The sequence below is a fragment of the Paraburkholderia largidicola genome (genome assembly GCF_013426895.1).
GTDB lineage: Bacteria > Pseudomonadota > Gammaproteobacteria > Burkholderiales > Burkholderiaceae > Paraburkholderia > Paraburkholderia largidicola.
Map to the genome: position 1 here is coordinate 890,166 of NZ_AP023176.1, position 18,029 is coordinate 908,194.

Annotated in this window: 18 protein-coding genes; 13 read left to right on the forward strand and 5 right to left on the reverse strand. The window is 60.3% G+C overall.

The annotated features are described in order from the left end of the window. The first annotated feature begins 136 nt into the window (after positions 1-136). Positions 137-1,072, forward strand: a complete 936-nt coding sequence (locus PPGU16_RS32710) for a LysR family transcriptional regulator (RefSeq protein ID WP_180726848.1) — start codon at positions 137-139, stop codon at positions 1,070-1,072. Between the two features lie 238 nt (positions 1,073-1,310). Here PPGU16_RS32710 and PPGU16_RS32715 read toward each other — a convergent pair whose 3' ends face one another. After that, complete coding sequence (locus PPGU16_RS32715) at positions 1,311-1,919, reverse strand: TetR/AcrR family transcriptional regulator (RefSeq protein ID WP_180726849.1); 609 nt, start codon at positions 1,917-1,919, stop codon at positions 1,311-1,313. Positions 1,920-1,989: 70 nt separating this feature from the next. Here PPGU16_RS32715 and PPGU16_RS32720 point away from each other — a divergent pair, with 70 nt between their 5' ends. The 3 genes from PPGU16_RS32720 to PPGU16_RS32730 are packed head-to-tail and all read left to right on the forward strand — an operon-like array spanning position 1,990 to position 4,234. Further along, positions 1,990-2,310 carry an EthD family reductase gene (locus PPGU16_RS32720; protein ID WP_180726850.1) on the forward strand — a complete coding sequence of 107 codons (321 nt, stop codon included), beginning with the start codon at positions 1,990-1,992 and terminating at the stop codon, positions 2,308-2,310. 14 nt (positions 2,311-2,324) lie between these two features. After that, the gene (locus PPGU16_RS32725) at positions 2,325-3,344 is read left to right on the forward strand and encodes an alpha/beta hydrolase family protein (RefSeq protein WP_180726851.1); all 1,020 of its coding nucleotides are present in this window, start codon (positions 2,325-2,327) and stop codon (positions 3,342-3,344) included. 35 nt (positions 3,345-3,379) lie between these two features. Then, a complete protein-coding gene (locus PPGU16_RS32730; protein ID WP_180726852.1) occupies positions 3,380-4,234 on the forward strand; it encodes an NAD(P)-dependent oxidoreductase in 855 nt (284 codons plus the stop codon). A gap of 30 nt (positions 4,235-4,264) precedes the next feature. On the opposite strand, the gene PPGU16_RS32735 is transcribed toward PPGU16_RS32730, so the two are convergent. Beyond that, a complete protein-coding gene (locus PPGU16_RS32735) occupies positions 4,265-4,765 on the reverse strand; it encodes a MarR family winged helix-turn-helix transcriptional regulator (protein WP_180726853.1) in 501 nt (166 codons plus the stop codon). A 245-nt stretch (positions 4,766-5,010) separates the two neighbouring features. Here PPGU16_RS32735 and PPGU16_RS32740 point away from each other — a divergent pair, with 245 nt between their 5' ends. The 3 genes from PPGU16_RS32740 (at position 5,011) to PPGU16_RS32750 (ending at position 8,781) form a co-directional block, all read left to right on the forward strand. Then, a complete protein-coding gene (locus PPGU16_RS32740; protein ID WP_243460754.1) occupies positions 5,011-6,165 on the forward strand; it encodes a M20 aminoacylase family protein in 1,155 nt (384 codons plus the stop codon). Positions 6,166-6,201: 36 nt separating this feature from the next. Then, the gene (locus tag PPGU16_RS32745; RefSeq protein ID WP_180726854.1) at positions 6,202-7,518 is read left to right on the forward strand and encodes an MFS transporter; all 1,317 of its coding nucleotides are present in this window, start codon (positions 6,202-6,204) and stop codon (positions 7,516-7,518) included. Between the two features lie 84 nt (positions 7,519-7,602). Next, positions 7,603-8,781, forward strand: coding sequence for a porin (locus PPGU16_RS32750; RefSeq protein ID WP_180726855.1), 1,179 nt, complete (start codon positions 7,603-7,605; stop codon positions 8,779-8,781). 458 nt (positions 8,782-9,239) lie between these two features. Here PPGU16_RS32750 and PPGU16_RS32755 read toward each other — a convergent pair whose 3' ends face one another. Further along, positions 9,240-9,737 (reverse strand): RidA family protein, encoded by a 498-nt coding sequence (locus PPGU16_RS32755; protein ID WP_180726856.1) that lies wholly within the window; start codon positions 9,735-9,737, stop codon positions 9,240-9,242. 163 nt (positions 9,738-9,900) lie between these two features. On the opposite strand from PPGU16_RS32755, the gene PPGU16_RS32760 reads away from it, so the two are divergent. The 3 genes from PPGU16_RS32760 to PPGU16_RS32770 are packed head-to-tail and all read left to right on the forward strand — an operon-like array spanning position 9,901 to position 12,081. After that, a complete protein-coding gene (locus PPGU16_RS32760; protein WP_180726857.1) occupies positions 9,901-10,755 on the forward strand; it encodes an FAD-dependent oxidoreductase in 855 nt (284 codons plus the stop codon). Further along, complete coding sequence (locus PPGU16_RS32765) at positions 10,692-11,210, forward strand: NAD(P)/FAD-dependent oxidoreductase (RefSeq protein ID WP_180726858.1); 519 nt, start codon at positions 10,692-10,694, stop codon at positions 11,208-11,210. Before PPGU16_RS32760 ends, PPGU16_RS32765 begins: the two co-directional genes overlap by 64 nt. A gap of 34 nt (positions 11,211-11,244) precedes the next feature. After that, positions 11,245-12,081: an alpha/beta fold hydrolase gene (locus PPGU16_RS32770; protein ID WP_180726859.1), complete on the forward strand. Its 837-nt coding sequence runs from the start codon at positions 11,245-11,247 to the stop codon at positions 12,079-12,081. 159 nt (positions 12,082-12,240) lie between these two features. Here the strand turns inward: PPGU16_RS32770 and PPGU16_RS32775 are convergent, their stop codons facing one another. Then, entirely contained in the window at positions 12,241-13,416 is a 1,176-nt protein-coding gene (locus tag PPGU16_RS32775; RefSeq protein ID WP_180727150.1) for an ABC transporter substrate-binding protein, read from the reverse strand. Positions 13,417-13,819: 403 nt separating this feature from the next. On the opposite strand from PPGU16_RS32775, the gene PPGU16_RS32780 reads away from it, so the two are divergent. From PPGU16_RS32780 to PPGU16_RS43135, 3 genes are all read left to right on the forward strand, one after another. Next, positions 13,820-15,466, forward strand: a complete 1,647-nt coding sequence (locus PPGU16_RS32780) for a 3-(methylthio)propionyl-CoA ligase (RefSeq protein ID WP_180726860.1) — start codon at positions 13,820-13,822, stop codon at positions 15,464-15,466. Between the two features lie 316 nt (positions 15,467-15,782). Next, positions 15,783-16,412 carry a pyridoxal-phosphate dependent enzyme gene (locus PPGU16_RS43130; RefSeq protein ID WP_180726861.1) on the forward strand — a complete coding sequence of 210 codons (630 nt, stop codon included), beginning with the start codon at positions 15,783-15,785 and terminating at the stop codon, positions 16,410-16,412. After that, positions 16,409-16,837, forward strand: a complete 429-nt coding sequence (locus tag PPGU16_RS43135; RefSeq protein ID WP_274599999.1) for a pyridoxal-phosphate dependent enzyme — start codon at positions 16,409-16,411, stop codon at positions 16,835-16,837. Before PPGU16_RS43130 ends, PPGU16_RS43135 begins: the two co-directional genes overlap by 4 nt. A 179-nt stretch (positions 16,838-17,016) precedes the next feature. On the opposite strand, the gene cynR is transcribed toward PPGU16_RS43135, so the two are convergent. Continuing rightward, positions 17,017-17,997, reverse strand: a complete 981-nt coding sequence (cynR, locus tag PPGU16_RS32795; RefSeq protein WP_180726862.1) for a transcriptional regulator CynR — start codon at positions 17,995-17,997, stop codon at positions 17,017-17,019. Between the last annotated feature and the right edge of the window lie 32 nt (positions 17,998-18,029).

Here is an 18,029-nt window from a genome sequence, read left to right on the forward strand (position 1 = left end):
CGGCACGGCATGCGTGGTGTGCTGAGCGGAATGTGTGCGCCTTGTCTGAATTCTCGTCACTGGCTACCCATTCCACAATAAAATGGGGGGAATCTGCTTCATCACTAAAATCAATGATGCCGAGGCGACCAGAATCATGGAACTCAGTGAAGTCGATCTCAATCTGCTGCTGCTTTTCCAACGGCTGATGCAGGAGCGGCGCGTAGCGACCGTGGCCGAGCAGATGAACATGAGTCAGCCCGGCGTCAGCAACGCGCTTGCCAAACTGCGTCGCCGGCTCGGTGACCCGCTGTTCGTGCGCGCGCCGGGCGGCGTAGTGCCCACGCCATTCGCGATCCGTCTGGCCGAGCCGGTTGCTCAGGCGCTCGCCACGCTGCACGCCGCGCTCAATCCGGAGACCGGGTTCGATCCGTTGCGTGTCATGCGCACGATAACGATCGGCATGACGGATATCGGCGAGGTCGTTTTTCTGCCTGCGCTTGTCGAACGGCTGTCGCGCGAGGCGCCGGGCATCGCGCTCAATACCGTTCGCGACACGAGCGTCAATCTGGGCAACGAAATGGCCGAGGGCCGGGTCGATCTCGCCATCGGCCTGCTGCCTCAGCTCAAGGGCGGCTTCTATCAGCGTCGCCTGTTCGATCAGCGATATGTCTGCCTGTTCAGGCGCGGTCATGCGCTCGATGATGCGTCGCTCACACTCGCTGCCTGGCGTGAAGCCGAGCATCTGGTGGTGGTGTCGGCCGGCACGGGACACGGTCAGGTGGACGACTGGCTGAAACGGCGAGGCGTGCAGCGCCAGGTGCGATTGACGGTGCCGCACTTCATGAGTGTCGGCTTTATCCTGCAACGCACCGATCTGATTGCCACGGTGCCGGAACGACTGGCCTTGCAGCTGGCCGAGCCGTTCTCACTGAGCATGCGCGCATTGCCCTCGACGTTGCCTGCCGCGCCGATTCACTTGCTCTGGCACGCGCGAGTCCAGCAGGACGAAGGCAATCGCTGGCTGCGCAAGGTGGTGATCGATCTGTTCGCGGACCCGGCGACGCCAACGCGCAGAACGAAGTCGGTGTAAAAAAACTCGCACTGCGAAACATTCATGATTCCCGGGATAGGTCCACTTGATTCGCAAGCAGCCGGCGCGTGTATTCCCTGATGTCGAATTGCATGACGCGGCCAAGGCACACTTAGATGGCATTTTTCGTGGGGATAAGGCGTATCCGTGCATGCCACCCGTGATGATCGAAGCGGCGATCCGCACGCTCATGCAAGGGCAGCTCTTCGATCGACGCCTTGCTGAAAAAGCGCGCGACCTATTCGCCCGTGTGAAGCATGGACTTCAGCGCGTCGCCCGCCGCGTTCGCGACCACGACCAGACGTGCTTCCGGCATCCCTTCGCGTGCGCTGCCTGAAAGCCCCGACATGACGGTCGAAACGAAATCCGTCACCGCATCGGTTACGTCGGGATGCGTCGCGGCAACGAAGGCTCTCACTTGCGCGCGTCGTCGCGCGGCGATCTCGCGGGCGAGCATGGCGCTCTCGCTGTCCGTGTTGCCGCGCGCCGCTTCGAGCACGAGACATCCGGTGCGTTGCGGATCGCGCGAGTAGGTCTGCGCTGCCCGCCCGAGCAGCTCCCCGAGTGCCTCTGCTGGCGGACGACCTGGTCGCAGGATTTCGGCGAGCGCCAGTTCGCTGCGCGCGTAGCGCTCGAGCACCTGTCCGAAGAAGGCCGCCTTGCTGCCGAACGCCATGTAGAAGCTCGGCGGCTTGATGCCGAGCGCATCCGTCAGCGCGCTCAAACCGACCGCGTCGTAACCGGCCTCGTGGAACAGGCGCTGGCCGATCTCCAGTGCCTTTTCAGGATCGAAGGCGCGCGGCCGTCCGCGTCCCGGCCTGGTTTTCGAATTTAAAGTAGTGGTCACTACAAAAATTCCTTGCGTGATCGATGCTCGAATTTTATAGTGGTCGCTAATTTAATTCAAGGAGCCCGATGTGACGCACACACAGGACACACCAGTGACGATCTACGTGACCTACGAAGGCGCTGCCGGAGCGCGTTTCGACCGCGCGTATTACGTCGGGCATCACGTGCCTCTCGTCATGCATCACTGGGCGCAGTACGGGCTTGTCAGCGTGGCGGCGTTCTTTCCGGCGGTCGGGCAGGCCGGGACGCTCGCCATCTGCGAATGCCGTTTTCGGAGCGCAGCCTCGGTCGATGCTGCGTTCGGATCGGCGGAAGCGCCCTTCGTCATGGCCGATGTGCCGAACTTCACCGATATCGCGCCCAACCGTGTGCGCGCCATCCCACTCTGAAAAAGGGGATCTGCATGAGTCATCGATTCGCACCGTGGAAGGCCACGCCCGCGCGTACGGTCCGTCGTGGTCATTTCTGGGTGCATGGCGAGCGCGTCATGATTGGCGAGCGCACGTATCAAACGCCGCCGATATACGTCGAATGGGAAGCGCCGGAAACGGTCACGCGCAGGTGGCCGGTGGTGCTGATGCACGGCGGCGGGTTTCAGGGCACGGAATGGTTCGACACGCCGGACGGCCGTCCAGGCTGGGCGCAGCGTCTCGTCGAGGCGGGCTACGCGGTGCTCGTGGTCGACCGTCCGGGTCACGGCCGCTCGCCGTATCACGTCGATACGGTTGGGCCGATGGGGCCGCCGTTCTCGTACGAAGGCGGCCGGCAGATCTATTTCCCGGGCGACGACCCGCGTCACACGCAATGGCCATTCGACCCGGAAGACGGAGCCGCGATGGACGAATTCATCGCCGGTTACGGTCCATTGCCCGAAGACCTCGCGGCATCGCAAACGATGGACGCCGATCGCGCTGCCGCGCTGCTCCATCGTATCGGCCCGGCCATCCTGATCACGCATTCGGCGTCGGGGCCGGACGGCTGGCTGATCGCCGATCGCTGCCCGCATCTGGTGAAGGCAATCGCCGCCATCGAGCCGATGGGGCCGCCGTTCGCGACGATTCCCAATATCGGCCCGATGCGTTGGGGTCCGACGGCCGCGCCGCTGCGCTTCGAGCCGCCCGTCAGCGATCCCGAGGTATTGCGCGGCGCGCCGCCGGGCGATTTCGCGCTGCCATCGCTGACCGGTTTACCGATCCTGATCGTGACGGCGGAAGCGTCGGCATTCGCGGCGGCGAGTCCGCCGACTGCGGTGTTTCTCGACGCATGCGGAGCGTCGACCGAACTGATGCAACTCGCGGATCACGGCGTGCATGGCAACGGCCACGGACTGATCTACGAGAAAAACTCCGACGCGGCGCTCGCGCCGGTGCTCGACTGGCTCGTACAGCGGACCGAAACGGAGCCGGGCGGCATCGCCGGCTGAACTGACTGACTCACCTCGTCTGGGAGAACACGCATATGGAAATCGGCATTATGGGTCTTGGCGCAATGGGACGCGCGATGGCGCGCAATCTGGCGGCTGCGGGACACGACGTGAAAGCGTGGAACCGCTCCGGCGGATACGTGGAAGGGGTGACGATGGTCGCTTCGCCCGTCGACGCGTTCCAGGGAGACGTCGCACTGACGATGCTTTCCGACGACGAAGCGATACGCACGGCGCTCATCGCGCCCGATGTGCTGACTCACGCAAAGCCAGATCTCGTGCACGTCGTGGCCTCGACCATTTCCGTCGCGTTTGCCAGTGAACTGGTGGCGTTGCACGACGCAGCGGGTATCGGCTTCGTGTCCGCGCCCGTACTCGGACGTCCCGACGTCGCAGCGAAAGGCGAACTCAACATACTGGCGGGTGGTGCGCCCGATGCGCTGGCGAAAGTGCGCCCTGCGCTCGAGGTGATCGGCGGCCGTATCTGGGACATGGGCGCGGACGCGCCGACGGCGAACGCAGCGAAGATCGCCTGCAACATGATGATCACGATGGCGATCGAGGCGATGGCAGAAGCGGTCGTGCTGACGGAAGCCAATGGCCTGCCTCGCGCGCGCTTTTTCGACGTGATCCTGAACACGCTGTTCGGCAGCCGCTCGTATCAGGTCTATTCGGCGAATATCGCAAATGGCAGTTACGAGCCCGGGTTCAAGGCGACGCTCGGCCTGAAGGATCTCCGGCTCGCATCCGAAGCCGCGCAGCAGGCGGGCCGTTCGCTGCCGATGCTCGCCGCCGTGCATCGGCAGATGACGGACACGATTGCAGCGGGATTCGGTGAGCAGGACTGGTCGGCGATGGCGAAGTTCACGATCGGGTCGACGGAACAGTGAATCGCGCGTGAGCGCGAGGTGCGCTCACGCTCACGCCGCTGGCTTCGCATCCTCGCCGCTCGCCGAACGGCGAAACACATCCACCAGTTTGTCGACGATGCGATTGAGTTCGTCGCGCTCCTCCTGCGACAGCATCGACAGCATTTCCGTTTCCAACGACTGCCCCAGTTCGTCGCTGGCGACGCGTGTCTTTTCGCCCGCCGCTGTCGCCCATAGCTGAAAGTGCCGCGCATCGTCCGGATGGATGGTTCGCCGCACCAGCTTTCTGTCGATCAGATCCGACAACAGTTTCGACAGCAGTGTCTTCTCGATCAGCGTCTGTTCCTTGAGCGCCGTCGTCGTGATGCCCGGCGTGTCGCAGACGATCCGCAGCACGCGCAGCGAACGTACGTCGAGGCCGCACGCGGGCCGATAAACGCCGTTCGCCCGTCTGATCATCTCGGTCTTGATCAGGTCCAGTTTGAAGGTCAGGAAATACGCGGACTTTGCATGGTGTGAAGCAACGTCGCCTTTCCGCTTGACTGATGACATACCCGCTCGCAATTCGAAGATCCGGTTCAAGTGCCTCGACTTTTCAGCTTGCGAGGCGGTCTGCGGCTCGGACCAACCCGCTTTCCTTTCTGATCCGGATGATAGCCCAAGCCCATTCCGACGCCAGGGATTGCCTTATTTTTGAACAGTTGACGTTTGCAACTATTGACGTATTCTACGAATAAACGTCCGGCAGGCGTCACCGCTGGTCGGCGGATATCTCACTACGAATAGGGGCGGGTTGCATGGAGAAAGACACTGTGACGGAGACGCTGACGGAGCAGATGCGCGGCTGGCGGCGCGATATTCACCGTCATCCCGAGTTGGGATTTCACGAGCATCGAACGGCGGGACTGGTGGCGAAACTGTTGTCGGAGTGGGATATTCACGTGACGACGGGCGTCGGCGGAACGGGCGTGGTCGGCACGATTCGCGGCAATCGGGGAGCGGGGCCGGCGATCGGTCTGCGCGCCGATATGGATGCGTTGCCGATGAGCGAGAAGGGCGCGGTTGCGCATCGTTCGACGCACGACAACGTCTTTCACGGTTGCGGCCACGACGGTCATACCGCCATTCTGCTTGGCGTGGCGAAACACCTGTCGGCGCATCGCGCGTTTCGCGGCACGGTCCATCTGATCTTTCAGCCCGCCGAAGAGACGCTGCGCGGCGGCTCGGCGATGATCGACGACGGTCTGTTCGACCGCTTTCCGTGCGACGAGGTCTACGCGCTGCACAACAACAACGCGTTGCCTGCGGGCAAGATCGGCGTGCGCGTCGGCTCGATTCTCTCGGCATGCGATCTGTTCCGGATCACCGTGAAGGGCGTCGGCAGTCACGCAGCGATGCCGCACAAATCGATCGATCCCATCGTCGTGGGCACCCAGATCGTGCAATCGATCCAGAGCATCGTCAGCCGCAACATCGACCCGCTCGACACCGCAGTCGTCAGCGTGTGCAAGTTCATCGCGGGGACGGCGATCAACGTGATCGCGGATACAGCCGTGCTCGAAGGCAGCGTCCGCACGCTGTCGACCGGCGCGCAGAAACTGACGCTCGCGAGACTCCAGGACATCTGCGAAGGCGCAGCACGCATGTACGGATGCGAGGTCGCGTTCGAGCATCTTCAGACTTCGCCGCCCACCATCAACACGGCCGAGCAGACCGAGGTGGTGCGTCGTGCTGCCGAGCAGGTCCTCGGCGCGGACAACGTGATCGCCAACGTGGCGCCCTTGATGGCGTCGGAAGACTTCGCGTTCATGTTGCAGCAGCGGCCCGGTTCGTACTTCTTTCTTGGCCATAACGGCCTGACCTGCCATCACCCTGAGTTCGATTTCGACGACGACACATCGCCGACGGGTGCTGCCGTGTTCATCGAAATCGTCAAGCAACGCCTCGGTTAATTCCTCGATCGACTCATCCGCACAGGAGCCATGGACATGCACTTGAAATCGACGCCTTCACCGGCGATGGTACGAAAAGTAGTGATTGCCTCGGTGTTGGGCAATGCGTTCGAGTGGTTCGACTTTGCGATCTACGGCCTGTTCGCCGTGACCATCGCGAGGCTGTACTTCCCGGCCGACAGCGAGTTCGCATCGCTGATGCTGACGCTCGCGACGTTCGGGGTGAGCTTTGCGGTAAGACCGGTGGGCGGCGTGTTGCTGGGACTGTACGGCGACCGCGTCGGCCGCAAGAAAGCGCTGTCGGTGACGATTGCATTGATGGCCATCGGCACGGGGATGATCGGCGTATTGCCGACCCATGCGGCAATCGGTGTTGCCGCGCCCGTCCTGATGGTGCTTGCCCGCTTGATCCAGGGCTTCTCGGCGGGCGGCGAGTTCAGCGGCGCCACGACGATGCTGATGGAATTCGCGCCCGCCAACCGGCGCGGTTTCTACGGCAGCTTCCAGATGTGCTCGCAGGCGCTCGCGTTTGCGGTCGGCGCGATGGTCGCCTGGCTGCTGACGGTCAACCTGTCCGCGCACGATCTCGAAGCGTGGGGATGGCGCCTGCCGTTCCTGGTGGGCATTCTGATCGGCCCTGTTGGCTGGCTGATCCGGTCGCGTGTCGATGAGTCGCCGGAATTTCTCGCTTATACGAATCAGGTGGAACGCGGCGAGCAACGCGCGGAGAAAACGCCGCTGAAGACGCTGCTGCGCGACTATCCGAAAGAAGGTCTCGCAAGCATCGGCGTGGCGGTAGCGGGCACCGTATCGGCCTATGTGTTCGTGTTCTTTCTGCCGATCTTCGCGAAGAAGCAACTGGGTTTGTCCGCTGCCGACGTCAATCTCAGTACCTGTCTGAGCACGGCCGTCATCATGATTTTTTGCCCGATCGCAGGACTGCTGTCAGATCGTTACGGTCGAAAATCAGTACTCCTTCTGTCGATGGCCGCTTATGGCATCGCGGCATTTCCGCTGTTCAGCCAGCTGGTCAGTGCGCCGTCGTTCCACTCGCTGGTGGCAGCGCAAATGGGCGTATCGCTGTTGATGAGCTTCTTCTGGGGCGTCACGCCCGTCACGTTGACGGAAATATTCCCCGTGAGCGTGCGTTCGACGGGCGCAGCCGTCACGTACAACATCGCGGTGCTGATCTTCGGCGGGCTCGCGCCGTTCGTGAACATCTGGCTGGTGCAGGCGACGGGCAGCAATCTCGCGCCGATCTACTACGTCGAGGCGAGCGTGCTGATCGGAATCGCGGGCGTGCTTCTGTTGCCTTCGACGATGCGTGCGCGCTCCGTCGGACTGGCTACCTGATCCAGCAGGCGTTGTCGTTGGAAGGGCGGCCGGTGCCGCCCGTGTTTGCCCTCAATAAAAAACCATCCGTTTGGAGATCATTCGATGAGAAAGTCGTTTCTGGCACTTGCTGTCCTGGGTGTGTTCGCCGGCGTCGTTCACGCGCAGAGCAGCGTGACCTTGTACGGTGTGCTTGACGAAGGCCTGAACTACAACTCGAACGCTGGCGGCCACCGACTCTACAGCCTGACGAGCGGCGGACTGCAGGCGAGCCGTTGGGGACTGCGTGGCGCGGAAGACGTGGGCGGCGGCACGAAAGCGATCTTCGTGCTCGAAAACGGCTTCGACGTGAGCACGGGAAAGCTGGGGCAGGGCGGGTTGATGTTTGGTCGTCAGGCGTATGTGGGTCTGTCGAGCGGTCTCGGCACTGTCACGTTGGGGCGTCAATACGATTCGGTGGTCGACTACGTCGGCATTCTGGCAACGGGCGATCAATGGGCGAGCAGCATGGGCGCGCATCCGGGCGATCTCGACAACCTGAACAACTCGTATCGCACCAATAACACCATCAAATATGCAAGCGCGAACTACGCGGGGCTGACCTTCGGCGGTACGTACAGTCTGGGTGGCGTCGCAGGCAACCTGACGTCGAACCAGATCTGGTCGCTGGGCGCGGGTTACGCGAACGGGCCGCTGACGCTCGCCGTGGGCTACCTGAACGCGCGCACGCCGGGCGCGAATAGTGGCAGCATGTTCGGCAACAACACGTCATCGACGACGGCATCGACGGTCACGACGCCGGTATATAGCGGCTTCGTTTCGGCCAACACCTATCAGGTGATTGCTGCGGGCGGTGCATACACATTGGGTGCCGCGACGTTTGGCGCCACTTACTCCAATATCCGCTTCATGAATCTGGGCGCCGTGGCGTCGCTGAACACGAAGGGCTATACCGGCAGCGCAACCTTCAACGACGTAGAAATCAACTTCAAGTATCAGTTGACGCCGGCATTGCTGGCCGGCGCAGCGTTCAACTATACGAAGGGCAGCGACGTCAGCGAATCGGGCGGCGCGACCAATCCGGGCGCGAAGTATCTGCAGGGCGCACTGGGCGTCGATTACTTTCTGTCGAAGCGTACGGACGTGTACGTGGTCGGCATCTATCAGAAAGCATCGGGAACGGACTCGACGGGGAAATCGGCTGTCGCTGCAATTAATACGCAAAGTGCGTCGAGTAGTGACCGCCAGGCGTTCGTGCGTGTTGGTATCCGGGAGAAGTTTTAATAGCGGGTGGGAAGGGGGAGCATTGCGGACGGGTTTTTTGTATTGTTCGCAATGCTAATGGAACGTGGATGCGTGAATGACGTGTAACCATGCCGGCTGGTGTTTCGATCAGCCTGATTTCACCGTACGTCAGATCGTTCACATTGCCGTTAGCGCGTTTCCGGGACAAATCTATCAAGCGCTGCGCAGTGGGACGGTGCAGGCGTGTCACACGCTGATCTACTACAACAGTGTGTGGTGTGGGAACCGCACACGCTACTCGCGCAGGAAGCGCGCGGGCCTGCCGTCGCTGCAGGGGGGGGATTCAACCAACACCCGACATTTATGCAAAGCAGGCCGAAGGCAGTTCGCGCGCTCAAAGCAGAAGAACACGGCGGTGCTGAACACGATGGGATATCACGTCTTGTCACCGATGAACCGAACGAGGTCAAGGCGAGGCGCAATGCGCACACGCAGGACTACGAGGTCTGTCCGTCTACCTCGACCTCCGCCTCACATTCAACGGGTACATTCAGCGGAAGCGCCACCCCAACCGCTGAGCGAGCATGCGTTCCAATATCCGGTCCGTACAGTTCAAGGATGAGATCCGAGAAGCCATTCGCGATCCGGGGCATCTGGTCGAAACCCGGCGCGACGTTGACCATCGCAAAGATACGTAGCCACGCGGTTATGCGATCCAAGTCCCCGAGCGCCGTTCGTAGGCTCGCCAACTGTGCAAGTGCGACGAGTTTGGCGGCTGCGTAGCCTTCGTCTGGAGATACCTCCGCACCCACCTTGCCGACGGGTTTTGCAATGGTTCCGTCCGGGTTCAGGGGTACATGACCAGAAACGAAAGCTCGCGTACCTCTCACACGTACCCACGCAAACGGTAACGACATTTGAATATTTACTGGCATCTGTAGTGCACGCGGCAACGGCAGTCCCATTTTTGCTAGCTTTGCTTCGATTCTTGCCATGATTCTCTCCTCGGGATCATGCGAAGGACGTTAGTTGTTGGCGATTCGGATTTCAAGGCGCGTCGCTGCCAGCCGGGCCAACCGATAGAATCCGTAAGGTTCATGCCACCGGCGCCGCCTATACTGAGTCGGATACAGTTCCCTTTGCTGACATGAGGTCAATGTGAGCGACAAGGTGATCCTCGACGGCGAGGTGCCGTCTCGCGACACCCCTGTCGATGGCACGTTTGACGTCGCCATAGTCGGTGCAGGTCTCGCCGGCTGTACCGCCGCCCGGCTGTTCGCGTTGGAAGGCCTGCATGTCGCGCTGGTGGAACACCACGCCGACATGACGGCGTTCAAGCAGTTATGTACACATTTCATCCAGGCGTCGGCCACGCCTACTTTGCGACGCCTCGGTCTCGACCAACTTATCGAGGAAGCCGGCGGGTTGCGCAATGGGGTCGATATCTGGACTCGCTACGGCTGGACCGGAAACATTGCCCCGCTCGACGCGAATGGTCAGCCTGCTTTCGGCTACAACATCCGGCGCCGGACCCTTGACCCCATCTTGCGCCATTTGACGGCAGATACCGCTGGCGTCACATCGCTGCCGGGCTGCGGCGTGCGTGCGCTCATGAAACGGGACGGCAGTATCACCGGCATCGAACTCGGCGGAAGTCGAATGGGTGTCGTCACTGCCTCGCTGGTCGTCGGTGCGGACGGGCGAAACTCTCCGCTGGCAACGCTTGCAGGTATCAAGGCTGCTTCGTCGGAGAACAGTCGCTTCGGCGCATTCCGCAGCTATCATCGCGTGGCACTGCGGCGAGGAACCTGCTCGCAATGTGGCTGCGCGGTCCAGAGACAGGATACGTATTCCCTAACGATGGTGGCGTTACAGTGGTTGCCTACATGGCCACTAAAGATCGACTCGACGGCTTTCGTACCAACCCCGGCGACGCATTCGAGCGATGCATGGCTTCATTTCCCGACGCCCCGGACCTATCGGCCGCCGAGCCGTGCAGCAACCTCGCACTGATTAAAGACTATCCGAATCTATGGCGGCCGCCAGCGGACGGCAATGTCGCGTTGGTTGGCGATGCATTGATGAGTATCGATCCGCTGTGGGGCGTTGGCTGCGGCTTCGCGTTCCAGACGACGGAGTGGCTCGTTGACGAAGTTGCTCCGGTGCTGCGAGATGGACACCCTGTTGCTCCCGCGCTGCGTAGTTACGCTAAACGTGTTTCCCGGGAACTCAACGGACATCGTTTTTTAATACTCGACTATGCGCGCAGAAAAGGATTCAACGCCGTTGAGCGGCTCAGCTTCTCGGCCGCTGCAAAAGACGCCGCTGCGTCGAGGCATCTGCACGCCTTTGGCGCACGGTTAATCGGTCCTGCCAGATTCCTGTCGCCGGGCGCCTTGCTAAGGGCTGCGCGGGTAGACTTTCGACGACCCTCCGCGGAATCCGCGCAACCCGGCGCTCCCGTTTGACCGGCAAGGTCCGCGTGTGTATCGACGGAGACTTATGAAAGAGACTTCGGTCTACGTAGACGGAATCCGGTCGCCGTTGCTAGAGGCAGGTCCGCCCGAAGCTGACGAGGCTGTCGTGTTCGTACATGGAAATCCGGGTTCGGGAGCGGACTGGGCGCTACTGATGAGCCGTGTCGGCGAGTTCGGACGTGCCCTCGCAATGGACATGCCAGGCTTTGGCGCTGCCGACAAACCTGAACAATTCGACTACAGCGTACCTGGCTACGCGTACCACCTTGGCAGGCTGCTGGGCGAGTGCAATGTTCGGCGCGCCCATCTCGTGATGCATGACTTTGGCGGCCCGTGGGGCCTCGCCTGGGCTGCCGCCAATCCTCACTCCGTTGCAAGCGTTACGCTGATCGACACGGGTATTCTGCTTAACTACCGGTGGCACTATCTCGCACGCATCTGGCAGACCAGGCTGCTAGGCGAGATATTCATGGCCACGGCAACGCGTACCGGAATGCAACTCTTGCTCAGGCATGGCAACCCGCGGGGTTTACCAACTGAATACGTAAATAAGGTATACGAACATTTCGATATGCGCACGCGACGCGCCGTCCTGCGGCTCTATCGAAGCACCCGCGAAACGAACGGCGCCATGCAGACTATCGCTGATGTACTGCGCCCGCTCGATCTCCCAGCGCACGTAGTCTGGGGCGCGCACGACCCCTATATCTCCGTTGAGTTTGCTGAGCGACAGCGTGACGTTTTTCCACGCGCGGAGGTATTGATCCTTCGAGACAGCGGGCACTGGCCTTTTATCGACAATCCGGAAGCCGTTGCCCGATCCATCCTGCCATTCTTGCATAGGCAAATGGCGCATGGCTAAAAACAGGAAAGCTACTTAAGCGTTGTCCAACCCGACCGACACACGTCGCCATGCACTGACGGATAGACAACGGCAGGCATCAAACAACGCTTGATACACGCACTGCTTCAAATTAACCGGATCCGAATATTCTTTAACCGTTCGCGAAGTCAATTAACGCTATTTCCATAACAGACAGCGCGACTCGGCCTTCGTACCAAAGGCCTGCTCGCCAGGAACGGCTTCGACGATCTTGTAGTAATCCCATGGTTCCTTGGATTCCTCAGGCGCTTTCACCTGCATCAGGTACATATCGTGAATCATGGTGCCGTCTTCGCGAATGTACCCCTTGGTGTACAAGTCATCGATTCTCTGCCTTTTAAGCTGTGTCATAACCCGACTGGGGTCCGTCGAACCGACGATCTGAACGGCCCTCAGATAGGTCAACGTGGCAGAGTAATCAGCTGCCTGCAGGCTCGAAGGCATCCTCTTCATTTTCTCGAAGAAGCGCTCTGACCATTTGCGTGTCTGGTAATCCTTGTTCCAGTACCAACTGTCGGTTAGTAGAAGGCGCTGTGCCGTCGCGAGACCCAGGCTATGAATGTCATTGATAAAGACAAGCAGCGCTGCAATGGTCATCGTCTTCGTAATACCAAATTGATTTGCAGCCTTGATTGCATTGACCGCATCTCCCCCTGCATTCGCGAGCGCGAGAACCTGCGCGTTCGACTGCTGCGCCTGTAACAGGAATGAGGAAAAGTCTGAAGCCGATAACGGGTGGCGTACCGCCCCAAGCACCTTGCCGCCATTCGCCTTCACGACGTCAGAAGCGTTCTTTTCCAGAGCCTTGCCGAACGCATAGTCGGCGGTCACAAAGTACCATGTCTTGCCACCTCGTTTCGATATCGCCGAGGCTGTAACTTTGGCGAGGGCCATCGTGTCGTACGCATAGTGCACCGTGTACGGCGTGCATTGTTCGTTGGTCAGTGTGTCGGCCCCTGAGCCTACATTGATGTAAGGAATCTTCTTTTCACTGGCTATCTGGCTGGTGGAAAGAGCGGTCGCCGAGTTCGTTCCACCGATGATCACGTTGACGCCGTCCCGATCAATCCATTCACGGGCGACCGACGCAGCGATGTCGGCCTTGTTCTGATGGTCGGCAAACAGCACCTTGACGGGCATGTTGTTGACCTTGCCGCCGAAATCGGCGATCGCCATGCGTATGGCCTCGAGGCCACCCTGTCCGTCTCCTTCGGCGTACAGGCCTGAAAAGTCCGTGATGAAGCCAATCGTCACGGAACCACTATCGGCCCATGCGTTGGCGGATGCCAGCACACCGCCGACAGTGACGGCCATACCCAGTACGAGATGCGCCAATACCTTCACGCCGAATACAGTGTCCACTGACATCTCCTCATGCGCGGATTGCATATCCCGCCTTACAGGTTTTCGCGGCATGGGTTGCCTCGATTAGTCGATATCTTGAGGCGATCGGATCGGAGAGCACCCACCGCACTAGCGCGCAGCTGTGAATGCGGTGCGACGGATTGTTATTCGCAGCAACGGTTATTTTCCTAGTCGCGACTGCCCTCCAGTACACGACGCTTTCGACCGCATGTTAGCTAGTTGCACCACGTCTGACACTAACCTATCTTGAATCACTGGACGGTATCAGCACATACGCTATCCTGGAAGCCGATTTACCTGCCCTGATCGAACTCCAGCTTTCAGATCGGTGACGAAAGGAGGAGGCTGGCTTATGAAGGCACCGCTTCATGGAAAGATGATGGAGGTGCCTCTGACGGTTTCTTCGCTGCTTGCACATGCATCGCGCCACTTTGGCACGACGGAGATCGTGTCGAAGCGCATTGAACGCGACGTGCACCGCTACACGTACCGCGATTGCGAGAAGCGTGCGAAGCAACTGGCGCAGGGGCTGATCGCGCTCGGTGTCGAAGCGGGCGACCGGGTCGGCACGCTCGCCTGGAACGGCTACCGGCATCTGGAAGCCTACTACGGCACGACGGGCTTCGGCGCCGTATGCCACACCATCAACCCGCGCCTCTTTCCCGATCAGATCGCCTACATCGTCAATCACGCCGACGACCGCTACGTGCTGTTCGACATCACGTTCGCCGCACTCGTCGATGTGCTTGCGCCGCAGTGTCCGAACGTGCGCGGCTGGATCGCGATGACGGACGAAGCGCACATGCCGCGCATGTCGACGGCGGCTTCCAGCTATGAAGCGCTGCTCGCGCAGCACGACGGCGATTTCGAGTGGCCGGCCATCGACGAACGTTGCGCATCCAACCTTTGCTACACGTCGGGCACCACGGGCAATCCGAAGGGCGCGCTGTACTCGCATCGATCGACGGTGTTGCACGCGTACGGCGCGTCGCTGCCCGATGCGATGGGCCTGTCCGCGCGCGATTCCGTGCTGCCCGTCGTGCCGATGTTCCATGTGAATGCGTGGGGCATTCCGCATGCCGCGCCGCTGACGGGCGCGAAGCTCGTGTTTCCGGGCAAGGATCTCGACGGCAAATCATTGTATGAATTGATAGAAGCGGAACGTATTACCTGCACAGCGGGTGTGCCTTCTGTGTGGCTCGGCCTCTTGCGGTATGTGAAAGAAAATGGCGTTCGGTTTTCGACGCTGGACCGCGTCATTGTCGGCGGGTCCGCGTTGCCGCCTGCCATGCTCAGGACGTTCAAGGACGACTTTGGCGTCGAGGCCGTCCATGGGTGGGGCATGACAGAGATGTCGCCGCTCGGTACGCTTTCGACACTCAACTGCGAGCAAGCCCAACGCTCGGCGGACGAGCAGCGCAGGCTGCGCGAAAAGCAGGGACATGTGGTCTATGGCGTAGACATGAAGACCGTCGGCGCCAGCGGGCAAGCGTTGCCGTGGGACGGCGTCACGTTCGGCGAGCTGTATGTGCGGGGCCCGTGGATAATCGACCGGTACTTTCGTAACGATGTATCGCCCCTCGTCGATGGCTGGTTCCCAACAGGGGACGTTGCAACCATCGATAACGATGGCTTCATGCGCATCGTGGATCGCAGTAAAGACCTGATCAAGTCCGGTGGTGAATGGATCAGTTCGATCGACATCGAGAACATAGCCGTCGCGCATCCGGCGGTGGCGGAAGCGGCGTGCATCGCGTGCTTTCATCCGAAGTGGACAGAGCGGCCATTGCTCATTGTCGTTAAACATCCCGATCTCGATTTGAGTCGGGATGATCTGCTCCGATTCTACGAAGGCAAGGTTGTCAGGTGGTGGATTCCCGACGATGTGGTGTTCGTCGACGAGTTGCCGCACACGGCGACGGGCAAGCTGCATAAGCTGAAACTGCGTGAACGCTTCGGCGATCACATATTGCCGCCTGACCAGAAAGTTGAGCAATAACTCCGTTGTGACGAATCACATTGGAATTCCTTCGGATGCGGGTGGCGGCAGCTTTGACCTTTTTGGATCAGGTTATCTGTAAGCAAATCGTATCGAAGTCTTCTCGATAATTAAGCGGACATAGACTGGCGATTTGCGAGCATCGTCCTTGGCTCTCTTCGATAAGCTACTAGTATGGGTTGGTGAGGCGCCTCCGGACGCGGACTGGATATGTGTGCCTGAAGAGAATCGAATCGACCGTCTGCGATCGAGAAGTGAAAGTCGATCGCAGAGAGACGCTTATATGCGGCGCCGTCTACGCAAATCTGAGGACATCATGAACTCTTCGAGAATCCTGCATCACGCGCGCACTCCTCCTCGAAACGGTACTGGCGCGGCCTACCTGGGGGATGTGAGCCGCGCCGACATAGAGCAGGCGACACGGACAATCCGGGGAACCATCGTCCGTACCCCGCTGTTGTCTTACCCAGCGGCGACAGACCGGAGCATCTTTCTTAAACCCGAGAACCTTCAGCCACGTGGCTCGTTCAAGATACGCTGCGCGACGAATGCAGTCTCCAGACTTACCGAGGAGCAACTCTCGAATGGTGTTTATACGGCGAGCACCGGGAATTTTGCGCTCGGCGTGACAGAGGCCGCCAGGCTACGAGGCGCGGAAGTCCGCGTGTACGTCACTGAAACGGCGGCGAGGAGCAAGATAGAAGCACTCCATGCGCTGGGAGCCAGAGTCATTCAGATTACGTACGAAAGATGGTGGGCAATTCTCTGCGGTGAAACACCAACCGGCGAGCAAGGTACGTTTTTGCATCCATGTGCATGCCGCGATGTCGTCGTTGGCGACGCGACCATCGGACAGGAAATATTGGAGGATCTGCCCGATGTCGAAGTGATACCGTACCCTTCGGCGGAGGAGGACTCGTCACGGGCATTTCTCTCGCATGCATGAATTGGGGCGCACATCCGCAGATATATGCGTGCGAAATGGAAGCGGCGGCTCCTTTCTATTCTTCTCTCGCAGCCGGTGCGATCGTCGAAATTCCAGTCGACTCGACTCCAATGGTCGCAGGCATTGGTGTTTCGACGGTACTCGCAGAAAATTGGCCATACCTCAACGCGTTGGTGGACGGCGCTGTGGTATCAACGCTTGAGGACACTGCCGATGCGATACGGAGTCTGGCGAAAAGCAATCATATCGTGGTCGAGGGCGCGGGTGCCGTCGCACTTGCCGCCGCTCGCCATCCTCACTTTGCCGGCAAGCGCATTTCCGTTGTACTGACAGGAGGTGGGATCGATATGCAGATCCTGGCGTCGGTGCTGAATGACGATCGATCGGCGTATCTCGTACCTTCGCGCATCCGCGACTATGAATAAGACCACGCCGACAATAGAGGCGATGATGAGCCGACTCGACGAGCGACCGGTCATCTTCCGACACTGCCTTCCGATCTCCCGTTCCGAGTGGACTTCGAGGATGCGCAACACATTCAGCTAGCGACATCGGTGAGGCGCCTGCTTGCAACGGGAGCCTTATAGGCGTTCACTAAACCGACTCACTTTTTATCACGAGCCCCCGCTTTAACCGCTGCTCGCCGATGCGCCCCAGACCGCTTGCCCTTTGCCGCGCCTGTCTCGTCCGCCCGACCACCCGCATAAGCCGCGCCTTCCTCTAACGCGAGTGCAATGAACGCCCGCGTTGCCGCGCTCCGATATGCACCTTTGCGCAGCAGGAGCGCAGCGGTTCGCTGCGGCAGCGCGGGCTCCAGGTTCACCAGACACAGCTGGTCGTGCTCGCGCGCGATCGCAGCCGGCAATAGCGTCGCGAGGGTGGTTCGCTGTACGAGTTCGATGACCGCGCTGATCGAGTTCACTTCCATCGCAATGCGCGGCGCGACATCATGCTGCCTGCAGTACCGGTCGACGGTATGACGCGTCGCAAATTCTCTATTGAGCAGTACCAGCGCCTCATTGCGGAACTCGTCAAGCGTCAACGAGGCGTGGCTTTCCGCATAGGGATGTGATCTCCCGACCATCACCGCCAGGGCTTCGACGAACAGTACCTGGGTTTCGATATCGGGGGAGTGCGTTTCGTCGAATGCGATGCCGATATCGAGCGCGTCTTCGTTCAACATCGCTTCGATCCGGTCCTGCGGCATTTCGAGGATGTTCAACGTCAGGTTCGGATAGCGGCGGTTGTACTTTTCGAGCAACGGACCGATCAGGTACGCGGTGAACGTCGGGGTCATCGCGAGGCGTAATGTGCCGCGGCTCAGTTCCTGTACGTCATGTATCGCGCGCTTTCCGCCCTCCAGGTCGTGCATCGCGCGCCGCGCATAGTGCAAATAGGCGGCGCCGGCGTCGGTCAACTGGATTTCCCGCCCGGACCGGTCGAACAACGGCACGCCCAGCGTGTCCTCGAGTTGCCGGATCTGCTGCGAGAGCGTGGGCTGCGACACGTGTAGCGCTTCGGCGGCGCGGGTGAAATTGCGATGTTGTGCGACCGCTATGAAGTAACGGATGTGCCGGAGCAGCATGGCGGTCCTTCAGACTATTCATACTGCCGTTA